The organism is Sphingobacterium lactis (assembly GCF_011046555.1).
GTDB classification, from domain to species: domain Bacteria; phylum Bacteroidota; class Bacteroidia; order Sphingobacteriales; family Sphingobacteriaceae; genus Sphingobacterium; species Sphingobacterium lactis.
In genome coordinates, this window is sequence record NZ_CP049246.1 from 2,826,911 (window position 1) to 2,847,200 (window position 20,290).

The 20,290-nt window shown below is 41.0% G+C and carries 20 protein-coding genes; 14 read left to right on the plus strand and 6 right to left on the minus strand.

The window, feature by feature from the left end:
- Genes G6N79_RS12305 through G6N79_RS12335 form a run of 8 tightly spaced genes read left to right on the plus strand, consistent with a single transcriptional unit; the run spans position 1 to position 5,472 of the window.
- On the plus strand, positions 1-870 hold the full coding sequence (locus G6N79_RS12305; RefSeq protein ID WP_103906258.1) for a heme/hemin ABC transporter substrate-binding protein: 870 nt from the start codon (positions 1-3) through the stop codon (positions 868-870).
- Positions 870-1,922, plus strand: coding sequence for a FecCD family ABC transporter permease (locus tag G6N79_RS12310; protein ID WP_103906257.1), 1,053 nt, complete (start codon positions 870-872; stop codon positions 1,920-1,922). The genes G6N79_RS12305 and G6N79_RS12310 overlap by 1 nt, the downstream gene beginning before the upstream one ends.
- A complete protein-coding gene (locus tag G6N79_RS12315; protein ID WP_103906256.1) occupies positions 1,919-2,689 on the plus strand; it encodes a heme ABC transporter ATP-binding protein in 771 nt (256 codons plus the stop codon). Before G6N79_RS12310 ends, G6N79_RS12315 begins: the two co-directional genes overlap by 4 nt.
- Before the next feature lie 12 nt (positions 2,690-2,701).
- Entirely contained in the window at positions 2,702-2,872 is a 171-nt protein-coding gene (locus G6N79_RS17565; RefSeq protein ID WP_200818789.1) for a hypothetical protein, read from the plus strand.
- Between the two features lie 26 nt (positions 2,873-2,898).
- A complete protein-coding gene (locus tag G6N79_RS12320) occupies positions 2,899-3,723 on the plus strand; it encodes a hemin-degrading factor (protein ID WP_200818788.1) in 825 nt (274 codons plus the stop codon).
- Between the two features lies 1 nt (position 3,724).
- Positions 3,725-4,552, plus strand: coding sequence for a ChaN family lipoprotein (locus tag G6N79_RS12325; protein ID WP_160003723.1), 828 nt, complete (start codon positions 3,725-3,727; stop codon positions 4,550-4,552).
- 49 nt (positions 4,553-4,601) lie between these two features.
- Positions 4,602-4,940 (plus strand): hypothetical protein, encoded by a 339-nt coding sequence (locus G6N79_RS12330; protein ID WP_103906254.1) that lies wholly within the window; start codon positions 4,602-4,604, stop codon positions 4,938-4,940.
- A 7-nt stretch (positions 4,941-4,947) separates the two neighbouring features.
- Positions 4,948-5,472, plus strand: coding sequence for a DinB family protein (locus G6N79_RS12335; RefSeq protein WP_103906253.1), 525 nt, complete (start codon positions 4,948-4,950; stop codon positions 5,470-5,472).
- 84 nt (positions 5,473-5,556) lie between these two features.
- Here G6N79_RS12335 and G6N79_RS17705 read toward each other — a convergent pair whose 3' ends face one another.
- The 5 genes from G6N79_RS17705 to G6N79_RS12360 all read right to left on the minus strand — a co-directional run bounded on the left by G6N79_RS17705 (position 5,557) and on the right by G6N79_RS12360 (position 10,857).
- Positions 5,557-5,958: a helix-turn-helix domain-containing protein gene (locus G6N79_RS17705; protein WP_103906252.1), complete on the minus strand. Its 402-nt coding sequence runs from the start codon at positions 5,956-5,958 to the stop codon at positions 5,557-5,559.
- A gap of 69 nt (positions 5,959-6,027) precedes the next feature.
- Complete coding sequence (locus tag G6N79_RS12345) at positions 6,028-6,615, minus strand: HEAT repeat domain-containing protein (protein WP_103906251.1); 588 nt, start codon at positions 6,613-6,615, stop codon at positions 6,028-6,030.
- Between the two features lie 575 nt (positions 6,616-7,190).
- The gene (locus G6N79_RS12350; protein WP_103906250.1) at positions 7,191-8,726 is read right to left on the minus strand and encodes a helix-turn-helix domain-containing protein; all 1,536 of its coding nucleotides are present in this window, start codon (positions 8,724-8,726) and stop codon (positions 7,191-7,193) included.
- Entirely contained in the window at positions 8,723-9,487 is a 765-nt protein-coding gene (locus G6N79_RS12355; protein ID WP_160003721.1) for an AraC family transcriptional regulator, read from the minus strand. Before G6N79_RS12355 ends, G6N79_RS12350 begins: the two co-directional genes overlap by 4 nt.
- A gap of 335 nt (positions 9,488-9,822) precedes the next feature.
- The gene (locus G6N79_RS12360) at positions 9,823-10,857 is read right to left on the minus strand and encodes a helix-turn-helix domain-containing protein (protein WP_103906248.1); all 1,035 of its coding nucleotides are present in this window, start codon (positions 10,855-10,857) and stop codon (positions 9,823-9,825) included.
- Between the two features lie 518 nt (positions 10,858-11,375).
- On the opposite strand from G6N79_RS12360, the gene G6N79_RS12365 reads away from it, so the two are divergent.
- The 3 genes from G6N79_RS12365 to G6N79_RS12375 all read left to right on the plus strand — a co-directional run bounded on the left by G6N79_RS12365 (position 11,376) and on the right by G6N79_RS12375 (position 16,237).
- Complete coding sequence (locus G6N79_RS12365) at positions 11,376-13,577, plus strand: bifunctional alpha,alpha-trehalose-phosphate synthase (UDP-forming)/trehalose-phosphatase (RefSeq protein WP_103906247.1); 2,202 nt, start codon at positions 11,376-11,378, stop codon at positions 13,575-13,577.
- A gap of 16 nt (positions 13,578-13,593) precedes the next feature.
- Positions 13,594-15,390 carry a glycoside hydrolase family 15 protein gene (locus G6N79_RS12370; protein ID WP_103906246.1) on the plus strand — a complete coding sequence of 599 codons (1,797 nt, stop codon included), beginning with the start codon at positions 13,594-13,596 and terminating at the stop codon, positions 15,388-15,390.
- A gap of 67 nt (positions 15,391-15,457) precedes the next feature.
- A complete protein-coding gene (locus G6N79_RS12375) occupies positions 15,458-16,237 on the plus strand; it encodes a DUF4382 domain-containing protein (RefSeq protein ID WP_103906245.1) in 780 nt (259 codons plus the stop codon).
- Between the two features lie 50 nt (positions 16,238-16,287).
- On the opposite strand, the gene G6N79_RS12380 is transcribed toward G6N79_RS12375, so the two are convergent.
- Positions 16,288-17,058, minus strand: coding sequence for a DUF3050 domain-containing protein (locus G6N79_RS12380; RefSeq protein WP_103906244.1), 771 nt, complete (start codon positions 17,056-17,058; stop codon positions 16,288-16,290).
- Between the two features lie 129 nt (positions 17,059-17,187).
- Between G6N79_RS12380 and G6N79_RS12385 the strand changes: the two genes are divergently transcribed.
- The 3 genes from G6N79_RS12385 (at position 17,188) to G6N79_RS12395 (ending at position 20,283) form a co-directional block, all read left to right on the plus strand.
- The gene (locus G6N79_RS12385; RefSeq protein WP_103906243.1) at positions 17,188-17,619 is read left to right on the plus strand and encodes a MarR family winged helix-turn-helix transcriptional regulator; all 432 of its coding nucleotides are present in this window, start codon (positions 17,188-17,190) and stop codon (positions 17,617-17,619) included.
- A gap of 169 nt (positions 17,620-17,788) precedes the next feature.
- Positions 17,789-18,745 (plus strand): HlyD family secretion protein, encoded by a 957-nt coding sequence (locus tag G6N79_RS12390; protein WP_160003719.1) that lies wholly within the window; start codon positions 17,789-17,791, stop codon positions 18,743-18,745.
- A 2-nt stretch (positions 18,746-18,747) separates the two neighbouring features.
- Positions 18,748-20,283 (plus strand): hypothetical protein, encoded by a 1,536-nt coding sequence (locus tag G6N79_RS12395; protein WP_103906241.1) that lies wholly within the window; start codon positions 18,748-18,750, stop codon positions 20,281-20,283.
- The last annotated feature ends 7 nt before the right edge of the window (positions 20,284-20,290 follow it).

A 20,290-nucleotide genomic window follows, 5' to 3' on the forward strand; every position in this document is an offset into this window, starting at 1 on the left:
ATGAAAACGATCAAACAAGCGATATTGGGTTTTGGCCTATTGGCCTGCCTGGTTTCGTGTCAGCAAAACGCTGACCATGCTCAGAACGACGCTAGACATACCGACTCCCTGCGCATCGTCTCCTTGAATGGGACCGTGTCCGAGATTCTGAGTGATCTGGGTCTGGAAAAACAAGTGGTGGGTACCGATGTGGCCTCTACTTATCCCGAAAGCATGAAGAATAAACCTAAGGTTGGTCACAATAAGAAAATTCCAATTGAAGGCGTACTTGCCTTGCAACCGAATCTCATTATCGGAACGCAGCAGGAAGTGACCGAAGAAACTAAAGAACAGTTCAAAAATGCAGGAATTCGGATGCTGCTTTTTGATCAAGAGTTCTCTGTTGAAGGGACCAAAAATCTGATCCGTAACGTATCGGATTCCTTGAAACATACCGCTAAAGGAGATTCCATTTTGGCAAAATTCAATTCGGATATGGATAAGCTCAATGCCATCCAAGTAGAAAGTAAAAAGCCGAAGGTACTTTTCATCTATGCGCGTGGTGCAGGAACGATTATGGTGGGCGGCAAGGGTACCCAAGTGGATAAGGTGATTGCACTGGCAGGTGGGGAAAATGTAGCGAAGGATTTTCCGGACTACAGGCCCCTCACGGCAGAAGCATTGGTCGCCTATAATCCTGATGTTCTACTATTCTTCAACTCGGGACTTTCCAGCTTAGGCAACGAGGAAGGGTTGTTGGGCATCCAAGGCGTAAAGGAAACGAACGCTGGGAAGAACAAGAAGATCATTGCCATGGATGGTCAATTGCTATCGGGATTCAGTGCCCGTTTGCCCTTGGCGATACAGGAATTGCATTCAAAAATTTATTAATGAATTTAAAATATAAAAGACTCTCCATTATCTCTTTACTACTATTTCTATTGTGCTCCTGCATACTCTCCATTAGTGCGGGAGCCATAGAAATAACGCTGGATAGCCTTTGGCGAATCGGTTGGAAACAGCTATTTGCCGAAGATCTCGGAGGGTTTACAAAACAACAAGAATCTGTGCTAGTAGCCATTCGTGTGCCTAGGGTACTCCTAGGTGCATGTATTGGCGGAACTTTAAGTATTTCCGGCTGTGCGGTCCAAGGGATGTTCAGAAATCCCTTGGCCGAACCCGGATTGATAGGTGTCTCCTCGGGGGCATCTTTGTTTGCAGTGATGTTTATCGTTCTTGGCGGACGGTTTTTCCATGAACTGACCTTGCTATTTGGCTATTATGCCCTATCGGTAGCTGCATTTATAGGAGCATTTTTGACCACGTTTTTACTGTATAAATTTTCGGTCAGGAACGGACGAACGGAGATTTCCTCCCTCCTCTTATTGGGGATTGCGATCAATGCCTTAGCCATTGCTTTTACGGGGTTATTCACCTATGTCGCCACGGACGAGCAGTTGCGGAACATTACCTTTTGGTCTTTGGGTAGTTTGGGTGGTGCCAACTGGAAATCCCTTTTGGTGATCCTCCCTTTTCAGGCCTTGAGTATCGGTGGCCTAATCTGTTTTGGAAAAGCGTTGAATGCTTTGGCTTTGGGCGAAGCACAGGCTGATCACCTCGGGATCAATAGCAAGCTGATCAATAAGCTAATCATTGTATTGGCCGCGATTGGTGTAGGCTCTTCAGTCGCTATAGCAGGAATCATTGGGTTTCTGGCGCTATTGGTGCCTCATTTATTGCGCATTACCATTTCAGCCGATCACCAATTCCTACTTCCGGGGTCTGCCCTGCTGGGAGCCAGTTTTTTGGTGCTGCCGGATTTGGTTGCTAGAACCATCGTCATTCCCGCGGAATTACCAATCGGTATCCTAACAGCCTTTATGGGGGTGCCCATGTTCGTGATCATCCTATTGCAACATCGTAAAGAAAATCGATTGCTATGATTGAAGTCAAGAATTTAAGATTTGATGTCGGGAATCGACGGATATTGAATTCGATCGATTTTTGTGCCCATCCTGGTGAGATCCTTTCCATTATTGGGCCGAATGGAGCCGGAAAATCAACGCTCCTGAAGTTATTGAGTAAACAACTTAAATTACAGACAGGAGAAATCGTAATCAACAATAAATCGCTCGCAGATTTCAATTTGGAAGAGTTGGCGAAATTTCGAGCGGTCCTTGCACAATCGCATCAGCTGAATATTAACCTTCGTGTTTTTGAAGTCGCCTTAATGGGACGGTATCCATTCTTTGCGAATAAGCCTGCGCAAGTCGATATCGATGTAACAAATCAAGCGTTGGAAGAAATGGGACTATTGGCTTTGCGCGATCGATCAATCCACCATCTTTCCGGTGGTGAGCAACAGCGGGTCCACTTGGCACGGGTCATGGCGCAGATTGCTGGTCAGCAACAAGGGATCCTGTTCATGGATGAACCCATAACCGGTCTGGACCTAAAATACCAACACATCATTATGGATAAAGCTCTTCAGCTTGCTCAGGCTGGTGTAACGGTTATCAGTATTTTGCACGATATTAATCTTGCCGCTAAGTACGCTTCAAAAATCTTAGTCCTCAAAAATGGACAAAACATGGGTTATGGAATACCGAACGATATATTGACCGCAGAGCTGGTCTCTCAAATCTACGAAACACAAGTAAAACGGATACAGGAAAATAGCCTGAGCTACCCTGTATTCATACCACTATAAAATTGTAAAGATATGGAACCAAAAGATCAAAGCATGTTATTGACACAATATGAATACTTTAAATCTGAAAACCCCAAAAAACGCATCCGAGATGCTGCGCAATATCTGGGGGTTTCCGAAGCGGAACTTGTCGGAATAGGGGCACATAATATACTCCTGAAGCCTGATTTTGAACGTATTTGAACAATATTGCACCGCTAAAAGAAGTGATGGCGCTCACACGAAATGACTTCGCTGTCCATGAACGAAGAGGAATATACTCCAAAGCTAGTTTCAAGGGGACAATTGGTTTGGTCGTGAATCCCGATATTGATTTACGGTTATTCATGAAGAATTGGGCTTTTGCCTTTGCTGTTGAGGACAATGGTCGAGAGAGCGTCCAGTTCTTCGATATCTACGGCGATGCTGTCCATAAGATCTTCCTGACAGAGCAATCGGACCGCAAGGCCTATCTCACCTTGGTCGATCTCTTCCGAAACCCAGATCAGCATCCCATCAAGGTGGAAACAAAACCCATCGTCGCACAGGTAGAAAAATTAGATGAAGATATTGATGTGTTAGGTTTTCAGGAAGGTTGGAAGCGATTGCAGGACACCCATGATTTCTCTTCGCTCCTGCGTAAATTTGAACTGCCCCGGTTGCAGGCCCTTCGCCTGGCACCCAAGGGGTTTGCCGAACAGTTGGAGGTGGAAGTCATTGAAAAATTCTTAAATTTAGTGTCTAGTACCCGGATTGATTTCATGGTATTCGTCGGCAATAAATCCTGTTTGCAGATTCATACAGGAAAAGCGAGGAAAATCGTCAGAACGGGACCTTGGATCAATATCCTGGATACTAATTTCAACCTGCACCTCAACGATCAAGAAATCGCGGGTGTATGGATAGTAAAAAAACCGACTGATCAGGGTTTAGTTCATAGCATTGAAGCGTATGATAAAGAAGGGAATATTGTCATTCAATTCTTTGGAAAGCGAAAACCAGATATTCCCGAGGATCCGGAATGGCGAAAGGTTATTAAAGAATTTGAGCGTTAATATGAAAAAAATTATGTTGTTGTTTTGCCTGCTTGTTTTGGCCTTCGGTAGTCAGGCACAGGAAAAATACAAAATCGTTGATCAGGCAGGTCGAGAAGTAGCTTTAGGAAAAATTATAGCCGAGGTTGAAAGTAAGCCGTTAGTTTTCTTCGGCGAGTTACATGGGCAAGCCGAGGCACATGCTCTCGAATTGGATCTGCTCACGGCCATGCACCAGCGCTATCCAGGAAGGGTGAAGCTCGGCATGGAAATGTTCGAAGCCGATGTTCAACCCATAGTCAATGAGTATTTTCAAGGGTTCATCCAAGAGAAAAGCTTCGAAACCGAGTCCAGGATTTGGACCAATTACATAAAGGATTATAAACCCTTGGTATCCTATGCAAAATCGAATAATATACCTTTGCTAGCAACAAACGTCCCGCGCAGGTATGCGAATTCGGTTTATCATCAAGGGCTTACGGTACTGGATAGCTTGAATACCTACGCAAAGCAATATATTGCTCCGCTCCCACTACAAGTTGATACGACACTGAGCATTTATGCTGAAATGCTCCAAATGATGCCTGACCATAAAAATGCTAACCTGGTTTACGCCCAGGGGGTGAAAGATGCAACGATGGCACATTTTATTGAAGAAAACTTACAGGAGCGTACCATTTTCTTGCATGTAAACGGCGCATACCACAGTAAAAGGAAAGAAGGAATTCCTACGTTCTTCAAGCAATATCCAAAAGAAAAGATCCTCGTTATCCAAACGTTAAAATCAGCAGATGTGACGGATGAGCTATTAAAGGAAGCAGATTATTCCTTGATTATTGAATCCATGTAATCTTACCATATTTAAAAAAACGCTATCTTCATAGGGTAATTTCAACCTTATGAAGATTCTTTTTTTTGTAGCCTTCTGGTTTTGTCAGATCAGTTCGAGCATCATCTTTAAATATGGGGGCATTCACCCGAAATACCAATGGCTCGCTCTGATTGGTGGGAATATTATCTTATTATCGGCTTCCTGGTTTTTAGTACAACTTTTCAAAACCGTTCCCCAGCCCATCGTTATTGCCCTCTGCTCCGGTGGAACGTTCTTAACCGTTCAGATAGCTATGGCCCTTTGGTTCAAACAGCCCCTCAGTTGGATGCAGATCCTGGGTTCACTTATTATTATTATCGGCATGGTCCTGGTGACCTTCGGCGATAAAAGCTTGGTTCAGAAATAATAAAATTATGGCTTCAGAAAATTTAGAGGTGTGGATGCGTGGTCCTGTTGCTGGAGTACATCCATTGCTTCAACCTGTAGCACATGCCCTCTTACAGATCGAGGAAGATTTTCCTAAGTTGATAACAGAGGCCTACGCGCCCTATATGTGGGAAAAACCTTACGGTATGGCAAGTATTGCCTTCCATCTGAATCACATCGCCGGCGTAATCGACAGGATGTTCACGTATGCCGCTGAGCAACCCTTAAATGAAGCACAGTTTGCTTTTTTAGCTACTGAAGGAACCGATACTGGCCAATCCTTGTTGCAGGTGCAGGAAAATCTAGCCCATCAAATCCAGAATGCCCTTCAAAAACTAACCTATATCGATGCTGCCACCTTAACAGATACGCGTTTTCTAGGCAGAAAGAAGATCCCTACGACGCAAATAGGTCTATTATTTCATGCCGCTGAGCATGCTATGCGCCATTATGGTCAGCTTTTGGTTACCGCTAAAGTCATCGCCGGTTTGTTTCTTCAGACCGAGGAATAGACAATCGAAAAGAAGGCCAAATAAACTTGGAATTGATTAAATAGGATAAAAATATGGGTTTACTTGGCCAAACTCTTGCTTGCACTAAGCAGTTTTATGGTCGAAAAATACGATGAATTGGGTTGGACTGTACCCTGTACGGTCTTTGATACACTTTGCGAATTTCCCGTAGGACGAAAATCCAGAGATCGCAGCAAGGTAGGTCAATTTGAAATTACGTGCCTCTTCAACTTCGCGCAGGTATTGGTTTAAATATTCCAAGCGCAAGTTGTTCACGTAATTTGGAAAGTCCATGTTTTTGTTTTTGTTGACTACAAAGGATAGGTATTTCGTATTGCAACCGATTTCCTTTGATGTTGAAGTAATGGAACATGCTGGATTTAAAAAAAACTTTTGTGACTCCCAGTCAACCAAGGCTTTTAGAATTCTCATTTCTGTTTCTTGATTCATATACTCCTTTTTAATGCTAACTATTTGATTACTCATAACTTTGGATGTTAATTTTCTTATGTTTTTTATTTTTTATTGTTTTCTTTTTCTACTCAGGACAAGTGCCTACAGCACGTGTATTCGCTGTTGAATTTGATATTCCATCAAGCTATTCCGGATAAAATCGCGTATGTCTGAGGGTTGGGATTCTTCATAATATTTGGTTAAGAATCGGATACCGATCTCAGATTTTAGCTTGATGATGGCCTTAATGAGTTCCTGTTGAATATTTATGGCCTCCTGTTGGAAGATCTTTATAAATTGCAGGACCACTCGATCATACTGGATATGTGCCAGGGTTTTTATGATTTCTACCTTCACGACGATATCCTGTTCTTTGAGGAGGATTTGCATCAGGATATATGAACATCCCACCTGTTTGAATCGAGCAATCTGCTGGATGATAAAAATTCGGAAATCCCTGTTCTCCGAGATCCTCACCCAACGCGTCAATAAGGGCAATGTGCCGTTTGCTGCTTTACTGCTAAAAAATTGCTGAAGGATCTCTTGGTCTAATTCACAGAAACTATGATCGAAACCACCATCGAGAAAATTGAAAACTTCTTGACTTATGTTGCTTTTCTGTAGACTGTTAAGACTTCCAACTGTCCCGAGACCGTGACCGGAATTTTTAAGTGTTTGTAGATAATTCATGACACTTAATCGCGCTGGCATATTGAGCGCACAATTCATGCGACGACAGCTTTTGCAATTTTCTAAGGTCTTTGAATTAAATTCCTCCGTGAAATCCAGAACGCGGATCTCTAGACTCTTATATTCTTTCAGTATTTGGTGATAGGTATTTGGTAGCATCGGTACTTCGTTTTTATTTTTCCATTGATCGATTTTATCGTTGTTAATTTTTGTTTTCGGTCATTATGGGAACTCGATAGCACACCGCATTTCCATAATTTTTTTTCGCATTTATTGACAACAAAATTAGGTTCAGGTCAAGCAGAAATTTGTCCCATTTCCTTGATTATCTGTTCAAATTAAAAATTGAGACATGTCTCAATTTTTGTAAAAACCTGAAAATGAAAAGGGTATAAAAAGAGAAAATGGATTGAATTCTTTTATTGAAATGCTGTATTTGAAAAGACAATTCCTCAATTAGAAGTTCGCTATGGAAATAATTGAAGATGTATGGTTTAAAATGGAATTTTAAAAGAAAATGGCGGTTATTTTAAACCGCCAAAAATTTATTTACACCAGAAGAAATTGGTTGTTATCTAATTCTGTCCTTCCTTCTTCAAATTCTCAATAAATTGAGAAGGCGTCATACCCATGTTGGACTTAAAAGCTAATGTAAACATGGAATGCGAGGAAAAACCAGCCATATCGGCGATATAGGAAAGCTTATAATCCAATACTTGCGTATCATTTCGAAGGACATCCACGATGTAGGCAATTCTCAGGTTCGCGATGTAATCACTAAAACCTTGATTTTTATATTTTTTAATGATGAATGACAAGTATTTTTGATTGGTCATCAACGTATTCGTCAGTGCGTTCAATGTGATATTCTTCTCCAGGAAGAATTTTTCCTGTTCCAATTGATTCAGTTTTTTAACAAGGCGTGTTTCCGTTTCGACGGACATCTGAAACTCCGGGCCACCTACACTCCCATTCAGTTCTCGATCTTGGAGATCATGGGAAAACTGTGTGTCAAGCTGTTGATTTGACGCTATTAATTGCTTAGCGTACCGTTGGATCGGACGGATTTTGAGAAAATAGAACAAAAAATAAATGATTACGGATAGGGCAATCAGCCACGCTAGAATGATGTTATCCGTTCTCACCTTTCGTAGATCTTTCTCCAATTGAGTGATTACCTCGTTTCCAATGAGCTCAGCTGTTCTGATATGCTGTTCATTCAGTTTTCCCAACTGGTACAGACTCAGGTTAGCACCTTGTGAATTGCCGATGCTGCTTTGAAATGTAGCATTGAACCGAAGATATTCTACCATCAACCTAAAATTCCTGCCTCCATTCAAAAATGGTTGAACTTTGTTCAGATAGATTTTGGTGCTATCCAGCTGATTCAGCAGATAATGGGATTTAGCTAACGAAAGGAAAGCCTGGGCTAATGTTAAGGATTTCTCGCCTTTTGCGTGATGTACAGCTTCCAATAAATGAGGAATAGCCTCTTTAGGCTTACCAGCACCTTCCATCGCAAAGCCGTAGATTAAACTATTCCTGGCACATAAGGAAAGCGTTGTTCCATTTTTATGATCAATTCCTCTGGGACTTAGATCTCTTATCAATTCGATTGCCTTGGAAAAATCTTTTGTCAGGATATTGGTGATCGCCATTTCTTGTTTTATGACGATGTAGATCTTTTCTCTATTCTGTTCATTTTTAATATAGGGGATGTTTTTTAGGGCCTTATCCATATACTCATTTGCCGTGGAATAGATTCCAATATCGCGATAGATCGTTGCTATAAGTACTGCGCACCTGGATTCAAGTTCCAATAACCCGGCTAAATCAACAATATTTTCAGCCTCCTTTGCATATTTAATTGCCAATGCATAATTTCCAACACTTTTATGAACCAAGCTTACCATCATTCTTGACATAATTTTTTCCTGGTCTGTCTCAGCGACCTTCACCAAGGAATCTGCAAGTTGAATGGCTTTTTTAGCATCTGTTGCTACTAAATTCGAATGAATCTGGGTAAGTTTCTCATCAAATGTTGGGTCATTACCTAGCAAGGCTATGGGTATTAAGCATAAGAAAATAATGGAGTATATTAGTTTTTTCATGAAGAGGCTATTTTGGCGAGGTGCTTTTCTCTGTATTCAATTGGACTACATTGTTTTTCATTATTGAAATTCCTGTAAAAAGAAGCTCTTGAACTGAATCCACATCGTAAGGCCAATTCATCAATATTCATGTCAAAATCTTTCTTAATCAATTCGCTGCACACTTCCTCAATCCGTAGGGTATTGATGGTTTTTAGGACGTTCTTTTTAAAAAATTCCCGAAAGAATTGAACAATAACTGGTCTCGGAATTTTCAGGTCTTTGACCATTCTGTCCACGGTAAAATCCGGATCCAGGTAGACCTTATCTTCCAAATATGATAAAATCTTAGATTGGAAAGGGGAATGGACGGCTGGGTTCAGTGATTCTGTTCGTTTTGGGGGTAATAGTGATTTCCGCGAATTGGACCCCAACAGTCCTGAAGATCCCCGATGCATGAATTTCTTTAGGCTCTGCAGATAATATTCATAAATTAAAGCACTCCCCACCAACATAATGACATAAATGATATTTCCCGATAAAGGAGTTTTATTGGCATGATCATCCACTAAGGTTGACATAATGGATGGTATGATAATGGCGGCAAGGATGAGGAGCATGACAATAAAATAATAATATAGCCTCTTCATCTCCAGATTCAGGATGTCCGAAATATTTCCCTTGATTAAAACGACCAGTGGATAAATGATCCACGAAAGACCAAATGAACTGTATAATCCGACATAGTAGTATTTGCCATAATTTAGTCGGAACGGTTCCATGGAAAGAAAAACCAAGTAAATTAATGCAGCAATGATAAAAGGTAAGGAATGTGTGAATATGATCCTTCGATGGATTTTTTTTCCTTTTAGGGTTAAATACCCATAATACAAATAAGGGCCGTATAAAAGTCCGAAAGGAGCGCCTACATCAACATATCTATATCCGGAAATAAAGTCTCTAAAGATGGCTGCAAAAAAATTATGTAGGAAGAGTGTGCAGGTTAAATAAATGAGGATACGTTCTAGGCCAGTCTTTAAAGGCAAACTGCGGTATAGTTGAATACTCAAAATATTGAATACAGCTATGGCAGCGTAAATTAGGTAAATCAACATAATTATTTACTAAGTCGCAATCGATAATTGGAAGGTGATTCTCCCATGTACATTTTAAAATATCGATTAAATGTCGTTCTGGAATTAAAACCACTCAGGTTAGCTAAAAATTCCAATTTCAAATTTTCCGATCCGCTTTCAATTAAAGAAATCGCGTGATTAATTCTATATTTTGCCAACCATTCATAAAAGTTGGTCGCATAATAATAATTCAAAAAGTGCGTAATGTGATTCTTCGGAATAGATACATGTTTGGCAACTTTCTCCAGAGTCAAATTGGCATCCAAATAAAGCTTATCATGCTCCATCGATTGGGTCAGCATTAACTTATAATGGCGGATTTGCTGCTCATTAAAGCGTATTCTTTCGACCTGATCTTCCGTTTGCTCCGGAGGATTATTCTCCAATAGGAGTTGATTTGTATTGATTTGGTAGAAATAATAACCAACGATGGTAATACAGACAAAGAGAATGGCCATAACGACCATCCGAGGATATAGTTCAAGGTTTAATTCGAACATCCGGTCCATGTACATCACAAACACAAAAAAACTTCCAACATAACACAGGATGCTAAGGAGCTCTAAAATCAATAGATTGTGAATTTGAAGCGGGTTCTTTCCCTTGCGCCCCGAGAAAATAATAATGCTTGGATAAACAACTAAACTTAAGATCAGCGTAATGAAATAAAAATGAAGGTAGATGGCATAAAATTTTTCATTGACCAAAAGAAAGCTTGTGATAATCCCGATAAACGGTAATAGATGTAAGAATAAAATCCATATTCTTTTCTCACCATGTGCAAGAATTAAGTAACTGTAGTACATTATTGGTCCGAACATCAATGATATGGGAAAATCACTATCAGCCGTAAATAAAAAGAATTGGCCAAGCAGTCCAAAACAAATTGAACCCAATAATATCTCTAGTACTTTTACCCCCATAAAAAAATCTTGGACAGTCTGAACAAAGTTCCTCGTGTGCGTAGTATTGTTATTAATAATATAGTCTTCTGTTGCCAGGTTAATAGCTGGCATGTTCGTTAATAAGTGGATCTTGGATACACCCTCATAATTTCTACAAAGATATTTAATAATTAGAAAAATCTATAATTGGTATTTTGTAATCACTTATGTTTCAATAGTTTAATGAGTATTTATCATAAGATAAATAATTAAAATCGAAAACATATCTATTTATAATGGTTCACTGAACTACGCATAAATGCGACATATACTAGTGAAATTTCCAATTAAGAAAATATTGAAAACCGTTATTGATTTTCGGTAGTTTCCAAAATACGACTAGCAAATTCAACGTAGAAATGCATCCACATTAAAAGTAACTAATTGTTAATCTTTACTTTGTTGGTTAATAATGTTTTTCAATATCAAATATAAATAATAAAACAATTGCAAAATTGAGATAATTCATTAAATGACGAGAATCATATTTAAGTACTGTATTTTCGGACGGAAAGAAAGTTTTGGAAGATGTTGATGTTTAAACTTGAAATACAAAACAAAATTTGAACAGCATTGTTTATTAAGTGGTTATGCTACATTCAAAAGACCGTTCAACGGTCAAAACGCTTATTATTTCGAACAGACTCCCCATCAAGATCGAACGCAAGAAGTCCAAGTTAAAATTTACGGCTAGTGAAGGTGGGTTAGCTACCGGTTTGGGTTCATTTTACAAAGAAAATGGCTCTTATTGGTTAGGATGGCCTGGCATTATTCCGAAGAACAAAGAGGAAGAGGCCTACATTCGCGAGGAGCTGAAAAAACTAAATCTTATCCCTGTTTTCCTGACAGAAAAACAGATTCGGGATTATTATGAAGGGTTCTCCAATGCTGTCCTATGGCCATTATGCCATTATCGGCCGAGTTATGTTGAATTGAAGGAATCTTATTGGAATGCTTATCAGGAGGTAAATCAGCTATTTGCGGAAGCAACGGCAGAGATTGTTGATCCTTCCATGCGGATCTGGGTCCATGATTATCAATTGATGTTACTGCCGATGATGCTCCGGGAAATGAATGAATCGGCCTCCATTGGCTATTTTCACCACATCCCCTTCCCTCCCGTAGAACTCTTCCAGATGCTACCTTGGCGCGAAGAATTACTAAGGGGATTGCTTGGTGCCGACCTTGTCGGATTCCATACGTTTGAGAATGTAGATAATTTCCTAGACTCCTGCAGTGGGATCTTTCAGAATGAAATTGATCGAGATAATTTCAGGTTGTCCGGTAGGCGTATATCCGTCGATGTTTTCCCGATGGGGATCGATTATGAGAAATACAGCCAACAAGCCCTCTCACCAGAAACCATCACCTACAGCCAGCGGTTGAAGAATCTTTTTAAAGATCAAAAACTTATCCTTTCTGTGGATAGACTGGACTATAGCAAAGGGATAATTCAGCGGTTAAATGCTTTTGAGTTATTGCTCAATATGCACCCCGAGCTTATCGGTAAAGTCGTTCTATTTATGCTGATCGTGCCTTCGCGCGACCAAGTCAATCAATACAAGAAATTGCGGAACGAGATTGACCGCATGGTTGGGAACATCAATTCCGTTTATGGGAAGCCGGGCTGGCAACCGGTCGCATACTTTTATCATGCTGTACCATTTGAAATCCTTTCGGCACATTACTTGGCTGCGGATATCTGCTTAATCACCTCGCTCTATGATGGGATGAATTTAGTTTCCAAGGAATACATTGCCAGTAAACAGGATGCCCCTGCTGTCCTGGTGATCAGTGAATTTGCTGGAGCTTCAAAGGAATTGTCTGATGCTCTTCAAATCAACCCTTATGCAGTTCGACGAACCAGCGAAACACTTTATGAGGCTATTGAGATGCCTCTGGAGGAGCAGGCTGAACGCCTCTCAGCCAGTCAGGAAATCATTTCTAAATTTACGGTCCACCATTGGGTCAACCTCTTCATGGAAAGACTGTCGGAAGTGAAGGAACAGCAACAACAGGAATTGGCGAGGAAAGTAAAAACAAGGGTGCTCGAAGCCATTAAGGACCGGTATGCTATCAGTACGAACCGACTGATCCTTCTGGATTATGATGGAACCTTGGTTGGATTTAATAAAGTTGCCGATAAAGCCATTCCAACGGAACAAGTACTGACCGTGTTGGATGACCTTAGTGCCGATGAACGAAATCATGTTACGGTTATTTCAGGTCGGAAATATCATTTTTTGGAACAATATTTTGGAAACAAGGCTTACTATGCCATTGCGGAACATGGTATTTGGAGCAACTATCCAAATCACGACTGGCATTTGGTACCAGGACTTCAGGATAATTGGAAATCCGAGATTCGTGACATCCTGCAGCGATTTACCGATAGAACGCCAGGATCGCTGATCGAGGAGAAAACTCACTCCTTAGCGTGGCATTACCGCAAAGTGGAGCGAGCCTTTGGTATGCGCCAAGCGCAGGAACTGTTGCGGGAGCTTCGTCATGTAAATCAAACATTGAACCTGCAATTGATCAATGGAGATCGGGTTATCGAAATCAAGAGCAAACAGGTAAATAAAGGAAAGGCGGCACTCAACCTCATGAACCAGATCGCTCCGGACTTTATCCTTTGTATCGGGGATGATGCAACAGATGAGGACATGTTCTTGGCGCTGCCCGCTAATGCCATAACCATAAAGGTGGGTGATAAACAATCTCACGCCAAATATTACGTTGAAAATTATATGGAAGTATTGGATCTGTTAGCCTTTCTGGCTACAGAATGAACACAAAACAACAAAAATGAATAAAAGACATATCTATAATAGTGGAATTATTGGGAATTGTAATTATATAGCACATGTCCACAAAAGCACCAATATCAATTGGTTATGTTGGCCAACATTCGAAGACAGCTTTGTCTTCGGTTGCCTTTTAGATGTTGACAAAGGTGGAGAGTTCAACATTCGATTGGATGACAAACAGATCAATTCCAAACAATATTATCTGGAGAACACCAATATCCTGGTGACAGAAGTCCGCGGCGAGAACGACGGCTTTCGAGTAATTGATTTTGCACCGCGCTTCATCCAATATGAACGGTATTTCAAACCGCTCATGCTCGTGCGCATCGTAGAACCTTTATACGGTAATCCAGCAATCAAAGTTAACTGCAATCCTAAAGCAAACTATGGAAAAGAAGATTTCCAAAAAGCTCGGGGCAGTAACCATGTTCAATTTACGGCAGGGTCCGAAAATATGCGATTGACGACGGATATTCCTATCAGCCACTTCTTCGATACCGATAAGAATAACTTTATCCTGACCGAGAAAAAATATATGATTCTCTCTTACGGTAGCCCTTTTGAAGCGCCATTGGCACATACCGCGGAGGATTTTCTGAATCGAACAAAATTATACTGGCGGAAATGGACGAAGAAAGCAAATATTCCCAATTTTTACCAGGACCATATTATCCGTTCAGCGCTGGTGTTAAAACTGCACCAATACGAGGATACCGGAGCCATTATTGCATCCAGCACTACCAGTCTACCGGAATCTCCTGGGTCTGGAAGGAATTGGGATTACCGATTCAGCTGGGTTCGTGACAGCTTTTATGACCTGACCGCCCTCAGTAATATTGGTAAGTTCGATGAGCTTGAGGAATTTTCAAAATTCATTACAGGCATTACACAGTCTGACGCGGGCCGCTTACAACCCTTGTACGGAATCCTCGGCAGAAAAGTATTAACAGAGCAGACATTGGACTACTTGGAGGGTTATAAGGGAAATAAACCCGTAAGGATAGGAAATCAAGCCTACGAACACATACAAAATGATGTATATGGGCAAGCGATGATTGCCCTTCTCCCACTCTATACGGACTTTCGGTTTCCGCAAGATGAGCGTAAGGAAGCAAAGGGTTGGTTAAAATATATCTTGGATAAAATTTCAATGACAATTGATGAAAAGGATGCCGGGATTTGGGAGTTCCGTAATCTTGCGAATCACCATGCGTACTCCAACTTATTCCAGTGGGCAGGCGCTGCAGCGGCACTCAAGATTGCCAAATTGAACGAATACGAGGATATTGCCCAACAAGCGACAGAATTGATGGAAAAGGCAGCGGACTATATCGAGCAATGCTACGACCCTGAACGCCAGGTTTACCGCAATTCAAATGAAGGTGAAAACCTGGATGCCAGTACCTTGCAGTTGATCTTGATGAATTATCTTGACCCAACGTCGGATCGAGCAAAAAAACATCTGGAGGCCTTGGAGGCTGAATTAAAAGGCAAGAATGGGTTATTCTACCGCTACTTGCATCGGGATGATTTTGGGAAACCACAATCCACATTCCTTGTTTGTGCGTTTTGGTATGTTGAAGCATTGGCATGTGTCGGCAGGTTGGAAGAAGCTCAGGAAACCTTTGAACGTTTATTGGAATATGGTAATGAACTGAAATTATTCTCCGAAGATATCCACGATGAGGACGGAAGCCAATGGGGAAACTTTCCGCAGGCCTACAGTCATGTCGGATTAATGAATGCCGCCTATCGAATTGCTACCAAACTCGATAAGCCGATATTCCTTTCTTAGCACTAAATTTTCTTTTTGGAATAGTATTTGCCTAAATCGGATATTGATATTATTAATATTATAATCTATGAAAGCATTTTTAGGATTTACAGCTGTAGCAGCGGCATTAGCGCTAGCTAGCTGTAGTACAGATTCAACGGGAACTTCCGGAGGAACGACGCCATTCACATTGAAAATGACCGATGCACCAGGTTTTTATGATGCCATCAATTTAAATTTAGATGCTGTGGAAATTATTACCGAAGGTGGCCGTGAGGTTATTGATATCGATGATAACCTACCATTCGATATCTTAAAGTTCCGTTTGGGGAGAGATACTGTATTGGCATCGCATGATGTTCCTTCAGGAAGATTACAGGAAATTCGCTTGATTTTGGATGATGAAGGTAATGATGTATGGATCGATGGCCAACGCCACGACTTGACCACCCCTTCGGGCCAATCATCTGGTGTAAAAATCAAAGTTCAGGACGATTTGATCCCGAACATGGCGTATACACTCTTGTTGGACTTTGATGCCTCGCGTTCTATTCATACCACAGGTAATGGCAAATACATGCTAAAGCCGGTGATCCGTGCAATCCCAGTAGCGGTGTCCGGTGTGGTTAAAGGTATTGTTACGCCTATTGCCGCTGAACCGCATGTTTATGCGATTCACGGGCAGGATACCATTGCAGGAACAATGTCGACTACCATGGGAGAATTTTACTTCCCGGGTATTCCTCAAGGTGATTATACAATCTCCGTTGTGCCAACCAATCCAGCATTTTTAACCAAAAACGTGGATGTCACTGTTACAACAGGTCAGACAAAAGATTTAGGTACGATTACTTTGGAAGCGAAATAAAGCATCCATTTAACCGAACGAAAAGTCTCCAAAAATATTGGAGACTTTTTTTATTCAATCTGGTCAGCAATAGCATCCCATAGTCCTATTCGAAATTGCAGGGATTCTTTAGCGGTTTCCTTAATTTCATCCCATTTCCTTTCATCCTCATGGGCAAGTTCCATGATCATCTGCATCGCTAATGGACCATGCTCATCTCCATCCAGATCGATGTGTCGTTGAAAATAATAGATCAACTTTTCCAAGTCGGCTTCTGGAAACTGTTCCTTCAGCGAACCAAGGATGGAAGTGAACATATCGGGAATAAGATCTTCGCGGCCAAACGTGAATGCCGCCGCAATTTTATGGGGCTCCCCTCCTTCGATGATGGAAAATGTAAAATTTAAGAAATCCTGAATCCGCTGATCTAATTTTCCGCTGATCAACGCATCCTTCACCGTAATGCCCGCCTGTACCTTGTCCAAAAATTCTTGAACTGGCCGAATATTCGCACCAACCGTTTGCATAGCATCCAGATACATTTCGAAATGACTCAGTCGGCGACCGTCAATATATTCATCGGATTCTTCTGCCAGGACAATTTCATTGATCAAATAACGGGTGTTCGGTAATGCACTGGCAAACCAAGGGATGCTCGTACAAGTCAATTTAATCTGTAATGCTTTTAACAGAGACATAAAATCCCATACCGCATACACATGGCCTTCCGTAAATTTACGGAGATCCTCAACGGTCTGAATTGTCTTATATAAGGGATGCGTCAGCAATTGCTGACGTTCTTCGTGGATATAACTATTAACTTCTTCTATTTTCTTGTGCATGCCCCAAAGTTACTGCAATCAATCCCAATAGAAAGCCATAATTGAAATAATCATGTCATTTCCTGTTAAATTAGTTTGATATTTAACTATTCAATATTTAACTTTGTACAATTATTTAATTAAGTGACCATGGAAAACAAAGTCGTTCGACAATTGATTTCAAATATCATTTCCTTGCGGGTTGGCATCAAACAGTTTTATTTTCAACGGGTAAAGGAATTGGATTTAGACCTCACCTATGAAATGGTACAGGTGTTGGCTGTACTATGGCGAGAAGGCGAACTCAACCAACAGGATATTGCTGATGCTGTTCAGAAGAGTAAAGCAAGTATCACCCCATTAATTGATAACCTATGCAAACGGGAATTGGTTGAACGAATCCCAGATCCCAATGATCGTCGCAATAATAAAATTACCGTGACTGCCAAAGGCTTTGCCTATCAGGCAAAGGTAGAGCCGATCCAACAGGAATTTTTGGATAAAATTATCCAGGATATCAGTATGGATGAAATCAAAGAATTAAATAATAGCTTGGTTAAAATCAGAAAAGCACTGTATTAGTGTTTTTTTGCCTAAATAGTTAAACATTGAACTAATTTAAATTGCACATACATATATGAGTTCCAAAATTGATCACCCTTTAACAGCAAAGGAAAAAAATAGAAGGCTAAAGATTTACATTGTAAATATAGTTTCAGTTATCTTGATACTCGGGATAATTGGATGGGGCATGCTGGAGTTTTTTAAATTCAACCGTAGCACATACACGGAGGATGCCCAGATAGATGGCCATATCAATCCAGTCAGTTCAAAAATAACAGGTTATATCAAGGAAATAAAATTTCAAGAGCATCAGCAGGTTCACCAAGGAGATACTTTGGTCGTATTGGAAAACGAGGAATATAAAATTCAGGTCGAAAATGCATTGGCAGCGCTTGCGGATGCACGGGCGGGGCATGCCGTAGTCCATACCGAAGTACAGATTGCAGAAAACAGCCAACATATCGCAGATGCCAATCTCGAAGAATTGAAAGCTCGTCTTCAAAATGCAGAAGTGAACTATAATCGATTCAAAGCCCTTATGGATAAGGACGCGATTGCTGTTTATCAATACGAAGAGGTAAAGACTGCGTACGAATCGCTTCTCGCTAAATACAAGGCCCTGTCAGCCCAGAAGACAAGTACGCAACTGAGCACTGTGGAAACAAATAAGCGGACTGCGATAAACGATGCGGCCATACTACGGGCGCAAGCAGCCCTAGATTTGGCCAAGCTAAACCTTTCCTATACTGTTATCGTGGCGCCATACGACGGGATATTGGGGAGGATGCCTGTAGAAGTAGGTCAACTCATTCAATCGGGACAACCCTTGTTCAGTATTGTGCGCGGGAAGCAGAAATGGGTTACTGCAAATTATACCGAAAAGCAGATGAAAGAAATTGAACTCGGAAAATTGGTCACGATGCATATTGATGCATTTGGTAAAAAAGAATTCAAGGGAAGGATTATGGCGGTTTCTGAAGCAACCGGTGCCAAGTATGCCATGATCCCAGTGGATAACAGTACCGGAAATTTTGTAAAGGTCCAACAACGCGTACCTGTACGCATCGAGTTTACGGAAGATAACGATAAGCATGATCTTGATAAACTGGTCTTGGGCTTAAATGTGGTGGTGGAGGCCAATTAACCATGGACAGTATCTTTCGACTTTGGGTCCCCAAGAAACTGAAATTTCCAATCCTATTGGCATTGGCCATCGCACTATGCTTCAGTAGTGGTATTCCCAGCACGATTTACCCGTATATTATCGGCGATCAGGCCGCTATAAGCGCCGATCTTTCCATGGCCATGTATGCCTATTGTGCCGGAATGGTCTGCTCCATACCGTTAATATTTCGCTTGACGCTATTTATGCCCAAGAAGCAGATCATCATTATTTCCATAATTTTGTTAATGGTGATTAACGGCCTGCTGTCGATAAACCCCTCCCCACTTCTGAATGTCATGCTGATGTTCAGTTTTGGCTGCATCAAAATTATTGTCACCATGGCCATGATTTCTGAACTGATGCCTTACCTGATGCCAACGGGAGAAAGATACCAGATGTACGCCATTTATTATCCCATGAACATGATATTTCCTGTAATTGGAGGGTTGATCTCGGCCCATCTTGCTGCATCTTATTTTTGGGAAATGGGTTATCATTTCCAGAACCTCATGCTAGCAGGTTGTCTATTATTGGCTTTAATATCTTTCAGAACGCAAGTATTCAAGCGCATTCCTCTATTTCAGTACGATTGGTTCGGAACAATCATCCTTGCAGCAAGCCTACTCTCGTTTTCTTTTGTCGCTAGTTATGGATTGCAAGAAAATTGGTTATCGAGCAAAAGTATCCTTATCGGAATCTGTTGTTTTGTAGCCTTTTCCCTATTATTCTTCAACCTCAATGTCAAGAAGAAGCGGAAGATTATAAGTTTTAAGGTTATTGGCCAGAAAAGTACGTTCCTTACCTTATTGACTGTATTCCTTCTCGGGTTATTCTACAGCAATACGTCCCTGATCAGCAACCTGATGAATGTCATCCTGCCAGGAAATCCAACAAAACAAGCGGAGATCAATAGCTATGTGATCTCGGGCTATGCATTGGGCAGCGCAATAGTATATATCTATTTCAAGATTACCAAGAAAGTCAAGATGATCATTCTACTGGCGGCCGCTCTATATTTACTATCCAATTTCCTGTGTTTCCGGTTGATAAACAGCAATACGCCGATTACCTATTTGATTCTGCCCATCATATTAAGGGGCATGGCGATCATCATTTCATTTATAGCCACTGCAGTCTACCTGGCTGCCAATGTCACGGGGAAAGCGTTCCTACACAGCATCGTCCTGTTTATCTTGGTTCGCACGTTCTTGGTCACTGTATTCTGGTCCAGTTTTTTAAGTAATTGGTATTACTCGCTTCAGGTATTTTACCAAACCCGAATGGCGGAACGTATGGGAATTCCCCAATCGGTGGATGGCTCCTTTATTGCTGCCGTTCAGAAACAGGTTAATGTATTGGCGCTGCAGGACATCTATCTATACCTCTGTCTTATTAATGTAGTGATTCTCCTGATTATTGCATTCCTGCCCTACCATTCTTCCACAGTTCGCCATATTTTCAATTGGCAGACGAAAAAGAATGCTAAGGAGCTTATTCAGGCAACACCGGTAAATTAAGAAGCCA